This is a genomic window from Pseudomonas sp. 2822-17 (genome assembly GCF_002742485.1).
Lineage (GTDB): Bacteria > Pseudomonadota > Gammaproteobacteria > Pseudomonadales > Pseudomonadaceae > Aquipseudomonas > Aquipseudomonas cyclaminis.
Window position 1 is genome coordinate 415,709 of the sequence record NZ_LJRZ01000300.1, and the last position, 12,232, is coordinate 427,940.

The window sequence follows — 12,232 nt, forward strand, 5'->3', positions numbered from 1 at the left end:
GGAGCAACATGCATGCAGAACTATAAAAAATTCCTTCTGGCCGCGGCCGTCTCGATGGCGTTCAGCGCCACGGCCATGGCAGAAACCTTGAAAATGGGGATCGAAGCGGCCTACCCGCCCTTCAACAATAAAGACGCCAGCGGCAACGTCGTCGGCTTCGACAAGGACATCGGCGACGCCCTGTGCGCCAAGATGAAAGTCGAAAAGTGCGAAGTGTACGTGTCCGACTGGGACGGCATCATCCCGGCCCTGAATGCCAAGAAGTTCGACTTCCTGGTGTCCTCGCTGTCCATCACCGATGAACGCAAGCAAGCCGTCGACTTCACCGACCCGTACTACTCCAACAAACTGCAGTTCATCGCCCCTAAAGCCACTGCAGACTTCAAGACCGACGCCGCTTACCTGAAGGGCAAGGTCATCGGCGCCCAGCGCGCAACGCTGGCCGGTACCTACCTGGAAGACAAGCTGCCGGATACCGAAGCCAAGCTCTACGACACCCAGGAAAACGCCTACCTCGACCTGACTTCTGGTCGCCTGGACGGGATTCTCGCCGACAAGTACGTGCAGTACGAATGGCTCAAGAGCAAAGACGGTTCGGCCTACGAGTTCAAGGGTGACCCAGTTGTAGAAAGCGACAAGATCGGTATCGCCGTACGCAAGGGCGACCCACTGCGCGAGCGCCTGAACAAAGCCCTGGCAGAGATCAAGGCAGACGGCACCTACAAGAAGATTAACGACAAGTACTTCCCGTTCAGCATCGAATGACCTGAACGGCCTGACCGGCGCGCTCACCTGAGCGCGTCGGCTTCCAGCAATGCCTGCCGCGATATGAAAACACCATGAATTTCGATCTCTACGGATTCGGCCCCGCACTCGCTGCCGGCGCGCTGATGACCGTCAAACTGGCGCTCACGGCCTTATGCCTGGGGCTGGTCCTCGGCCTGGCCGGGGCCTTGGCCAAGACTTCTGCGTACAAGCCTCTGCAATGGCTGGGCGGGACTTACTCGACCATCGTTCGCGGCGTGCCGGAACTGTTGTGGGTGTTGCTGATTTACTTCGGCACCATCAACGCCATGCGCGAACTGGGCGAGCTGTTCAACATCCCCGACCTGTCCCTGAGCGCCTTCGCCGCCGGCGTCATTGCGCTGGGGCTGTGTTTCGGCGCCTACGCCACCGAAGTGCTGCGCGGCGCAATCATCTCCATTCCCAAGGGCCACCGCGAAGCCGGTGTGGCGCTGGGCCTGTCGAAGTTCCGCATCTTTACCCGCTTGATCATGCCGCAGATGTGGCGCATCGCCCTGCCGGGGCTGGGCAACCTGTTCCTGATCCTGATGAAAGACACCGCGCTGGTCACGGTCATCGGCCTCGAAGAAATCATGCGCCACGCGCAGATCGCCGTCACCGTCACCAAACAGCCGTTCACTTTCTACATGGTCGCCGCGCTCATCTACCTGGGCCTGACCTCACTGTCGATGGTCGCCATGCACTACCTGGAAAAACGCGCCGCCCGCGGCTTCGTGAGGACGACGTAATGGAATGGGAAGTCATCATCAAGTGGCTGCCGAAGTTTATCCAGGGCGCCATCCTGACCCTGGAACTGGTCAGCATCGCCGTGATCCTGGGTTTGATCCTCGCCATCCCGCTGGGCATCGCACGTTCGTCCAAGCGCTGGTATGTGCGCTCGCTGCCCTACGCCTACATTTTCTTCTTCCGGGGCACGCCGCTGCTGGTGCAGTTGTTCCTGGTCTATTACGGCCTGGCTCAATTCGACAGCATCCGCTCAAGCTTCATGTGGAAATACCTGCGCGACCCGTTCTGGTGTGCCACCGCCACCATGACGCTGCACACTGCGGCCTATATCGCCGAGATCCTGCGCGGCGCCATCCAGGCCATCCCGCCTGGAGAAATTGAAGCAGCCCGTGCGCTGGGCATGTCCAGGCCCAAAACGCTGTTCTACATCATCTTGCCGCGTGCGGCGCGCATCGGCTTGCCGGCCTATAGCAACGAAGTGATCCTGATGCTCAAGGCCAGTTCACTGGCGAGCACCGTGACCCTGCTGGAACTGACCGGTATGGCCCGCACGATCATTGCGCGCAACTACCTGACGGTGGAAATGTTCTTCACCGCCGGCGTGTTCTACCTGTTGATCTCGTTCCTGCTGGTACGCGGCTTCAAACTGCTGGAACGCTGGCTGCGCGTCGATGCCTGCCAGGGACGTTGAAGCGCGCTTCCGGGCGCTGGATGCGTTTCTGATCGAGCATCAAGGGCTGTGGCGACCACGGCCCTTTACGCATCGCCAACTGCCCTGGGAACGCGAATACCCCGAGCTGGCCCAGTGGCTGCGCCAACGCTCGTTGGCCGAGGCTGAAGCCAGCCACAACCAGCCCCACGAGCTGCCCGCTCCCGCGCCGTTTCCACAGATTGCCTTGCAAGCGCTGCAACTCGGCACTGTGGATAAGTTACCGACGCAGCCCCTGCATCCCGCCGCGCATCGCCTGAATGTCGATGTCCCCGGCCGCAAATGGCAACAGATCGAAGCCTTCGGCGCGGCGCTGCACTTTGCGCAAACACCCCAGCATTGGCTGGACTGGTGCGCCGGCAAAGGCCACCTTGGTCGCCGCCTGCTGCACACAGACCAACAGCTGACCTGCCTGGAATACGACCCGGCCCTGGTCGCGTCCGGCCAAGCCTTGAGCGAGCACCACGGCCTGCCCGTCACCCATCGTTTGCAAGACGTGATGGCCGATGTCGCCATCAGCGCCGAACATACCCCCGTCGCCCTGCATGCCTGCGGCGATTTGCACGTACGCCTGCTGCAAGTGGCCAGCGCCGCCGGCTGCAAGCAACTGGCATTGGCGCCGTGCTGCTATAACCGAACCCATGCACACACTTACCAGCCGCTGTCCGTAGCCGCCCGCGCTTCCACCTTGCAGTTGTCGGTCGACGACCTCGGCCTGCCCCTCAGCGAAACCGTCACCGCCGGCAAACGCGTGCGCCTGCAACGGGACACGTCCATGGCCCGGCGCCTCGGTTTCGATCAGTTGCAACGCCAGTTACGCGGCTGCGACGACTACCTGCCCACGCCGTCCCTGCCCGCCCACTGGCTGGACAAACCCTTCGCCGACTACTGCCACGAGCTGGCCCGCCTCAAAGGGTTATCCACAGGCAAACAGCATTGGGCGGCACTGGAGGCGCACGGTTGGCAGCGTTTGGCTGAGGTCAGGAATCTGGAATTGGTGCGCGGTCTGTTTCGGCGCCCGCTGGAAGTGTGGCTGGTGCTGGATCGGGCACTGTTTCTCAGCGAGCGTGGCTACAGGGTTGAAGTAGGCAGCTTCTGCGACGCGGCGTTGACACCGCGCAACTTGTTGGTGCTTGCCGAGCGCGATTAAAGGGCGAAATTGTCGCACCCCAGCCTGTGGATAACTCTGTTGATGAATTCTTTACAGAGCCTGTAGCCGTCTACGCTACAGGCCAAAAGCCACGATGTTCATTTTTTACTCACACCATAAAACGCACGTAAAACAGGCAGTTGCAGTGTGTTGAGAACCGCTCCACAAAACGGCTATTTCATGACAACTGCATCCGACCGATTGTGCATAAGCATCTGGCGTCAAGCTTATAACCCGTGCTTTACAGGCGTTTTTTGCGAGCGATCAGTAACCGGCAAAGGTCGTTGATGTCATCACCCGCCAGGCTTGTAACCGCGTTGTCCAGAGGGTCGGTAGAAAAGGCCAGGCCTTCGCTGATCGCCGGATCGCGGTGTATGACTTCCAAAGGGTAATCACTGCGACGCAGCTTGAACGCATCAAGCATGTCCAGGTTGAACGCCGAGTTTTCATCCAGTTGGTTGATCACCAAGTGGCAACGCGGTGGACGTGCACGCTCAAGGTGGGGTGCCAGCAGCGCATCCAGTTGATCCAGCGTGCCGAGACAGGCGGCGTTCGGTTGGGCGACGACCAGCACGATATCGGCCACGCTCAACGCTTGATGCAGGTAGACGTTGTTGCCGGCGGGAGTATCGATGATCACGGTGTGCCGTTCGCTCAGGTCCAATGCCGCCAGGCGCTGGGCCAGCCACTTCGGCTCCCGCGTCAACCAGCGTTGCAGGTTTTCCTGCTGCTGGGTGTCCGCGTCGCCGAAGGGAATCACCTGGCAACCGGCAAAACCCGATTGCAGGATGGTGTTCCATGGTGTGTTGAGCAGGCTGCTGCGGGCCAGGCCGGGAAGCTCATGGTCCACACCGAAGTGCTGGCGCAAAGCGTTCTGGGGATCCAGGTCCAGCGCCACGACCGACTCACCAAGACGCTGCAGACCGCTGCTCAGCGCCGTGGCCAGCGTACTGCGGCCAACGCCGCCATTGACGGACACCAGCGCGACTACCGTCGGGCGCAGCGCGGTCAATGACTCATGGTGGTGATGTTCATTGGCGTGGGAGGCATGGGCCCCAAAGCGCGAACCCTCTTTCTGATTCACCCGTGTGCCATCGTCGAAAGGAATGCTGCCAAAAAAATGCAGGCGGGCGTTTTTTCCCGTGGGGTCGCGGGAAACGCTCTTGCCGAACAGGGCAAATAGATCATCAGTGCGGCTCATGGCCGGAGCTCCTTCACGGCGCCATATAAAGACGTGGAAAGATCAGCAAGGTACGGCTTCACCGCAGGTCTTTTTGTAGGCGTTTTCATTGCTTCATTCTGTGACAGCGCTAGGGAAGTGTCATTATTTTGATGAAAGTCGAGCCAGACTTTCAGACGAGCGGAAATTAGCCAATTTACTGACGGACTATTACTACAATTCAATGGCGGTGATTTCATCGTGCCATTGTTTTTTACCCTATATCACCGCACCATTGCCGCACCTTCAATGCTGCAAGCTTGGGTAATCGCAGTGGCGATACGCTTTAAACTCCCTCGGATTCTGTACGGCCTCGCCATCACGCTGTTGCTGGGTGGCGGCCTGCTGGGCGATTTGCTCGCCGATTGGGATTTCAGCCAGATCAGCCGCCGCGCCGAGTCGCTTTATGGGCCGCTGGGTCCGGGGCGCCAGCGCATTGATGCCTGGCAACAATTGCTGGCGACGCAGAAGCAGGTGAGTGAGGCAGAGCAGCTCAACGTGGTGAATCTGTTCTTCAACCGCCAGTTGCGCTACGAAGAAGACATCGACCTGTGGCACGAAATTGATTATTGGGCGACCCCAATTCAATCCCTGTGGAAAGGCGCTGGCGATTGCGAAGACTACGCCATCGCCAAGTACTTCAGCCTGCGTCACTTGGGGGTGCCCGCCGAAAAACTGCGCATTACCTACGTTAAAGCCTTACGCCAGAATCGCGCACACATGGTGCTGACGTACTATGCCAGCCCCGAAGCCATGCCCCTGGTGCTGGACAGCCTGATGGACGCCATTTTGCCCGCCAGCCAGCGTGCAGACCTGCTGCCGGTCTACGCGTTCAACGGTGAAGGGCTGTGGCTGACCGGCGCAGGCGGGAACAAAAAAGTCGGTGACACCAAGCGTCTGTCACGCTGGTTGGACGTCTTGAAAAAAATGACCGCTGAAGGGTTTCCGGCCAGTTCGGATAATTAACAGGAGCTACGATGTCACTGTTCAAACAATTGCTGATCGCTATCTGCGTGTTCCTGGTGGTCGCGTTCAGCGGTAGCTTCTTCGTCAGCCTGGAAAGTTCGCGTACCCAGTACGTCAACCAGTTGCGCTCCCACGCCCAGGACGCGGCCACAGCGCTGGCCCTGTCGTTGACGCCGAACATCGATGACCCGGCAATGACCGAACTGATGGTCAGCTCGATCTTTGACAGTGGCTACTACGCGAGCATTCGCGTGGTGGACCTGAGCAATGACCAGGTGCTGGTGGAGCGTGCCGCTGAGCCGGACGCCAGCAGCGTGCCGGCCTGGTTCGTCAAGATGATCGGCCTCGCGCCGGCCGGCGGCGATGCCATCGTCAGCCGTGGCTGGCAGCAGGCAGCGCGGGTCGAAGTGGTCAGTCACCCGATGTTTGCCCTGGCCAAACTCTGGCAAAGCGCGCTGGGCAGCCTGGTTTGGCTGCTGGTCTGTGGCGCGGTGAGTGCGGTACTGGGCGCGCTGTTGCTGCGTCGTCAGCTCAGGCCTTTGGACTATATGGTGGAGCAGTCCCACGCTATCGCGCGCCGAGAGTTCCTCAGCTTGCCCGACCTGCCCCGCACCCCGGAACTGCGCCGCGTGGTGCAGGCCATGAACCAGATGGTGGAGAAGCTCAAGGCGCTGTTCCACGAGCAGACCGAGCGCAGCGAGAAGCTACGGGTGGAGTCCTACCAGGACAGCCTGACCGGGCTGGCCAACCGTCGCTACTTCGAGATGCAGCTGCAATCGCGGGTCAGCAACCTGGAAGAGTCCAGCTCAGGCTACCTGCTGATGCTGCGGGTCAACGACCTGGGTGGCCTCAATCAGCGTCTGGGCGGGCAGCGCACCGACCAGTTGCTGCAAGCCGTCAGCCAGCAACTGGTGCGCACCTGCGCCAAATACCCGGAAACCCACAACCTGATCACGCGCAGCCGAGGTGGCGAGTTTGCCGTGCTCGCGCCGGGCCTGGTGCGTGACGAGGCCGTGCAGTTGGCTCAGGAACTGGAAGCCACCTTGCAGAGCCTGCATGAAACCGGCGCCACCGACATGCCCACCGTGGCCTACATCGGCCTGGCCCCTTACAACCCCGGCGACGCCTCGGCAGACCTGCTGATGCTGGCTGACCAGGCGCTCACGCAGGCCGAAGCCAACAACCTGCAAAGCTGGGTGTGCCTGACCCATCAAACCCTCGACACCGTCAGTGACGACCCGCACAGCTGGCACACCCTGCTCGACAACGCCCTGAGCCATGGTCGCTTCCGCCTGTTCTTCCAGCCGGTGGTGAGCAGCAACGATATCCGCCAGGTCCTGCATTACAAAGTGCTGTCGCGCCTGCTCGACAGCCAGGACCAGACCATTGCCGCCGGGCATTTCCTGCCATGGCTGGAGCGCTTCGGCTGGACCGCGCGCCTCGACCAGGTAATGCTCGATCTGGTGATCGCCCACTTGGGCCAGCACAACCAATCGGTCGCGCTGAACCTGTCGGCAGCCACCCTGAACGACCCGCAAGCCCTGGAGCACATGTTCGAACGCCTGGCCCAACACCCGCTGTTGGGCGAACGCCTGACCCTGGAAATCGGTGAAGAACAAGTACCCGAACAGACGCAGCTGGAGCGTTTGATCCGGCGCATGCGCGGCCTCGGCTACAGCCTTGGCCTGCAACGCTTCGGCGGGCGCTTCAGCATGATCGGCAACCTCGCGCACCTGGGCCTGGCCTACCTCAAGATCGACGGCAGTTACATCCGCGATATTGATCAGGAAAGCCACAAACGCTTCTTTATCGAAGCCATCCAGCGTGCAGCCCACAGCATTGACCTGCCGTTGATTGCCGAGCGCGTGGAAACCGAGGGAGAGTTGCGGGTGATCCGCGAGATGGGGATTGAAGGGGTGCAAGGCCAACTGGTCGGTGAACCGGCGCCCTGGAAGTGAAGCTCAGAATAATCACGCCTCCTTGACGCTCACGCCGTGAAGGAGGTGCGCGTCAGATCAGGCCGGTTTCTTCGTCATTGATCAGCTCGCTCAAGCCACCCAGCGCCGCCCGGGCTTGGGTACGCTCCAGGAACTTGGTCTGCGCCGCCGGCGGCAAGTCGGTGATGCTCATCACGTTCTTGGTGATCAGCACCTGGATCAAGTCGTCCAGTACGCGGATCATCTCAAGGTCACTGCTCTTGAGCTGCTTTAGGCTGTTCTCAATCTCATCGTCGGCAAACCACGCCTGGATCTCATGATGGTCAGCCGGTAGCGTCTCAGTGGCTTCTGCGAAGGCCTGCGCCTCGACACGCACCAAAGCGTTGTATTGATCGCGTTGCACGTAGAACATCAGCCCTCTCCCAATAAAAAATCCCTGCAGGCGCCGCACACGGCTCCCACAGAGATTACACACATTTCCCCAAAGCGCATGCCAAAGGGGCGCCAATCCCGAAAGATTGACGCCCCGCTGGTGATCAGTCGTGGTGTTTGACGGTCAAGTCGCCACCGGCGATCAGGCTATTGATCGCAGCGGCGCCACTGCCCCAGCTCGCGCCGTCCACCTTGATCGTCACATCTGCCGTGCCGCCGTTGGTGCCGGTAAACGACCCGGTGCTGCTCACGCTCAGCGTCGAGTTGCCCGCCGAGTCGGTGGTCAACCTCAGGTAGCTCGACAGGTTGGTGTCGTTATTGCCTTGCAGCAAGTCGGACAGGTCCAGCTTGTCGCCTTCGCCGTGCTTGAAGTCAGTGATGCGATCAAAGCCACCGCTGGTGTTGGTGTCGCCTTTGAGCCACACAAAAGTATCGGCACCCGCGCCGCCGGTGAGGATGTCGTTACCCTTGCCACCCACCAGGATGTCATTGCCTGCACCGCCGGAGAGCGTGTCGTTACCGCCCTGGCCGAACAGGATGTCATCGCCGGCGTTGCCGATCAGGTTGTCGCCACCATCGCTGGTGCCGTAGATGTTCGACGCGTTGGCCAGGGCACCGACGTCCTGCACATGCTCAGTGATGTACTGATGCAAGGTGCGGTCGTCGATCTGATCGACGGTGGTCGCCAGCTTCTCGGCAGCGAATGCCTTGAGCGCCGCGCTGCCTTCCTGGCCTTTGTAGCTGATCAGGTCGCCGAAGATGATGTCGTTGCCCGAACCGCCGGAAACGTTGTCGGCACCGGTATCGGCAGTGTGGCCGGTGATGGTATCCGCCAGCTTCGCGGTGTCGATGGTGGAGACCGTCTTGTCGGTATCAAACTGTTTGAGCACGGTGCTATCAATGTCGCTGCCAAGACCGATGGCCTCGACGACAACCTTGCCTGGAACCGCGTTGACCAGATCGTTGTAGGCCGTTTTGCCGTTTGCCAATGCGGTGTTGGAGTTGTTGTAGACCGACGCAACGTCAAAGCCGCCGCTGCTGTTGGCCACCACGTTGCCTTCGTACATCCGGTTCCCGTAGCCATCGTAGGAATAGACTTTGCCATCGCCATCGACAATGAGTTGCGTCGAGCCATTGACCCTCGTATAGAGCGGGTTGCTCTGACCCAAGACGTAGGTAGCGTTGGTGACGACACTGTCAAAGTTAACGTTCGCCCCCCATCCGTAATAGTCTTTCGTCCCCAGGGTAGGGTTGCCCCGCACATCGGTGTACACGTTTGGCGCGCCGTCAGTAATGAAGTACGTCAGGTTGGTTGCGCCCTTGTTGCTCGTGGCTTCGCTGCTCTTGAACCAGTCAGTCGCCGCTTTGAACCCATCCTGATAGTTGGTCATGTCGCTGGAGTTGGACGTCATCTGGGTCAATACCGCCTGCAAGGCTGCTTTGGCGGCAGTTTTGTCAGCCAGGTTGACCGAGACCTGCGCCTCGACCCGAGTGTCGAAATCGACCAGCAACACTTTCACTACGCCCGCATCTTTACTGCCAGCATTGGCGATCAACGTATCGAACACGCTTGCCAGTTGAGCCTTGATCGACTTCATGGCGGTACTACCGATACTGCCCGAGGTGTCGACGAGGAACGCGATGTTGTAGTTGGTGCCCGGCGTGGTGATCCCCCCTTTGTCACCCACCACGACGTTGTTCGCCGAGGTGTTACCCAGGTCGATGGTGTCCACCGCAGCGCCGCCTTCCGTGACGGGGTTGTAGACCTGAGGCTTGACCGTGATGGTGGTCGTTGCCGCCAACGAACTCAGGCTGTTGCCACCCTCATTGTCAGTCACCGAGACATCAATGGTGCGATCGCCCAGCGTCGGGTACTTGCTGGTGCTGGAGTACTGGAACGATTCAAGCAGCGTCTTGTAAGTCGCCGCGTCCGCCGTGCCCGACAGGGTCAGCACGATCTTGCCGCTGACGTCAGTCCCGACGCTGGTCACGGTGATGCCTTTGTACGTACCCCCGACGGCTACCAGGTTGGAGCTCAGTACATCGCCCGAACTGGCGTTTTTCAGGGTGATGGTGGCGCTTTGCATTTGGGTGCTGTCGACGTCAGCGATGGCCACGCTGCCGGTAATCGCAACACCGCTGGTGCTACGTTCGGTGTACGAGGTGCTGAAGCCAGTAGCGACCGAACCGTCGGCAGTGCTCAGGTCCAGGGTTGGGGCGTCGTTGACCGCCGTGATCACGATGCTCACTTTGCCGGTCGTCACCGCCGAAGCGCCGGTGCTCAACTCGGTGGCCGTGGCTTTCACGATGATGTCGAAGCTGGCGGTCGAATCCTTGGCCGGCGTAACTGTCAGGGTCTTCAGGTTCCAGGTGCTGACATCGTAAAGCGTGCCGCTGCCATTGGAGGTGATGCTCGTGGTGCCATCGGTGATCACCGTACCGGCAGGCAAGCCGCTGATTTGCACCTTGTGCGACTCCGAGCCATCGTTGTCGACAAACGTGGTGGTAATCGGGCTGACCTTGATCGCGGTGTCTTCCAGGCCACGGTTGTAGACGTAGCCGGTGTAATAGCCTTCGCCATTGACCACGTGGCTATCGCCGAGCACTGCACCTGCGGCTTTCAACGCTTCCACGCTGGTGTAGGTCTGCAGGCCGCTGTTGCCCAGGGACATCGACACGCCGTTGTTAATCGACACGTTGACGTCGTAGTTGCCCCCGCCGGCCTGGTTGTAGTGGTAGATGTCAAGGGTGTAGTAACCCGACTCGGTCGGCGTGTAGCTCGACCCGCTAATCGCGCTGCCCTTGCTCCAGGTCTCAGTGGCAACCAACTTGCCGCCCACGGTAATGGCCAGGCTGTCGTCGGCCGTACCGGTGAAGGTGTAGCTCTTGCCGGCTTCCAGGTAGATCAGGCCGGAGACCTTGGTCGCGGTGCCATCGACCACATTGCTGTTGCTGACGTTGTTGGTCACACCGGTGGAAGCCGCACTGGCGGCTGTCTTGGCGTCGATCACACGGATCAGATCGCTGGAATTGGCCACACCGTTACCGTTGGTCCCCAAATCATTGCGCAGGGTGCCGCCGGTCCAGGTCTGGATCACCAGGCCTGTCGGCACAGCGCCGAACGCGCCAACCGCCACGACAGGCACGTCCGCCACCGGGTGGATATCCACGGTGATGATCTTGGTGTCGCTGTAGGAATTACCGTCGGTAGCCTGGAATTTCAGCTGGGTGTAATCGCTCTGCTTGTTGCCCACGCCTGTGCCGCTGAAGCTGTTATCGCCCGACTCGTTGGCCGCCGGGGTGTAACGCACGTTGTGACTGTCGAAATCAGCCTGGCTGAACGACTTGCCGGCCGAGGTGGCGGTTTTCAGGTCAGACGCGGTCAGCGCAACCCACACGCCGTTGACGTTGTACTCGATCGAACCCGCCGGCAGGTTGGTGAACACCACTTTAGGGTTTGCGGAGTCTTCATCGCTGACGCCGAAGTTCGCCCAGATCAATTCGATCGAAGTGTCTTCGTTGCCTTGGATGTAGCCATTGTTGGCGATAGGGGTGTCGTCGACCAACGTCACGGTCGGCTGGCCAATGCTGTGTGAGTAGGCGCCGTCAGCGTCGGTGACGGTCAGGTCAATCTTCGGCAATTGATGACCGGAGTTGACGTAGTCCGCGCCCTTCTGCGTCAGCACAACGCTATTGCCGGACAAGCTGTAGTAGCCATCCGCATTGGTGCCGGTGGTGAAGGTGATCTTCAGTTGGGCGGCCGGGGTTTCTTCGTCGCTTGCCGTGAAGGTACCGGCCACGGTGCCGACTTTGGCGGTGTCCTCAACAATTGTGGCAGGCGTGATTGCAATCACTGGCACGTCGTTATGCAAGTTGACGGTCGGTTGGCCACTGTTGTTGGAGTGCGCGCCATCAGGGTCGGTGACGGTCAGATCGATCTTCGGCAGTTGATTGCCGGCGTTAACGAAATCAGCACCTTTCTGGGTCAGCACAACGTTGTTGCCGGAGATGCTGTAGTAGCCATCCGCGTTGCTGGTGCCGGTGAAGGTGACCGTCAGGCCCGAACGTGGGGTTTCTTCGTCTTTGGCAACGAAGGTGCCGGCGACGGTGCCCGCAGTCGCAGAGTTCTCTTCCAGGGTGTTAGCAGCAACCGTGATGACCGGCACGTCGTTATGTAGATTGACAGTCGGTTGGCCGCTGTTGCTGGAGTTCGCGCCTGATGGATCGGTAACGGTCAGATCGATCTTCGGCAACTGGTTGCCGGCGTTAACGAAGTCAGCGCCTTTTTG

General features: G+C 60.2%; 9 protein-coding genes. 6 read left to right on the top strand and 3 right to left on the bottom strand.

Annotated elements, in window-relative coordinates:
• Window positions 1-12 precede the first annotated feature (12 nt).
• The 4 genes from AOA60_RS07455 (at window position 13) to AOA60_RS07470 (ending at window position 3,389) form a co-directional block, all read left to right on the top strand.
• Entirely contained in the window at window positions 13-765 is a 753-nt protein-coding gene (locus tag AOA60_RS07455; protein ID WP_003187758.1) for an ABC transporter substrate-binding protein, read from the top strand.
• Between the two features lie 74 nt (window positions 766-839).
• Entirely contained in the window at window positions 840-1,532 is a 693-nt protein-coding gene (locus AOA60_RS07460; protein ID WP_099583881.1) for an ABC transporter permease, read from the top strand.
• Window positions 1,532-2,221, top strand: coding sequence for an ABC transporter permease (locus tag AOA60_RS07465; RefSeq protein ID WP_099583882.1), 690 nt, complete (start codon window positions 1,532-1,534; stop codon window positions 2,219-2,221). Before AOA60_RS07460 ends, AOA60_RS07465 begins: the two co-directional genes overlap by 1 nt.
• Window positions 2,202-3,389 carry a methyltransferase gene (locus tag AOA60_RS07470; protein WP_099583883.1) on the top strand — a complete coding sequence of 396 codons (1,188 nt, stop codon included), beginning with the start codon at window positions 2,202-2,204 and terminating at the stop codon, window positions 3,387-3,389. Before AOA60_RS07465 ends, AOA60_RS07470 begins: the two co-directional genes overlap by 20 nt.
• Before the next feature lie 241 nt (window positions 3,390-3,630).
• Here AOA60_RS07470 and bcsQ read toward each other — a convergent pair whose 3' ends face one another.
• On the bottom strand, window positions 3,631-4,590 hold the full coding sequence (gene bcsQ / locus AOA60_RS07475; protein WP_099583884.1) for a cellulose biosynthesis protein BcsQ: 960 nt from the start codon (window positions 4,588-4,590) through the stop codon (window positions 3,631-3,633).
• Between the two features lie 267 nt (window positions 4,591-4,857).
• Here bcsQ and lapG point away from each other — a divergent pair, with 267 nt between their 5' ends.
• Both lapG and lapD read left to right on the top strand, forming a co-directional pair.
• Entirely contained in the window at window positions 4,858-5,574 is a 717-nt protein-coding gene (gene lapG, locus AOA60_RS07480) for a cysteine protease LapG (RefSeq protein WP_099583885.1), read from the top strand.
• Window positions 5,575-5,585: 11 nt separating this feature from the next.
• Window positions 5,586-7,532 carry a cyclic di-GMP receptor LapD gene (gene lapD, locus AOA60_RS07485; protein WP_099583886.1) on the top strand — a complete coding sequence of 649 codons (1,947 nt, stop codon included), beginning with the start codon at window positions 5,586-5,588 and terminating at the stop codon, window positions 7,530-7,532.
• Window positions 7,533-7,584: 52 nt separating this feature from the next.
• Here the strand turns inward: lapD and AOA60_RS07490 are convergent, their stop codons facing one another.
• Window positions 7,585-7,923, bottom strand: a complete 339-nt coding sequence (locus tag AOA60_RS07490) for a tryptophan synthase subunit beta (protein WP_099583887.1) — start codon at window positions 7,921-7,923, stop codon at window positions 7,585-7,587.
• Between the two features lie 124 nt (window positions 7,924-8,047).
• A partial coding sequence (locus AOA60_RS07495; RefSeq protein ID WP_143522393.1) for a type I secretion C-terminal target domain-containing protein occupies window positions 8,048-12,232 on the bottom strand: 4,185 nt, incomplete at its 5' end.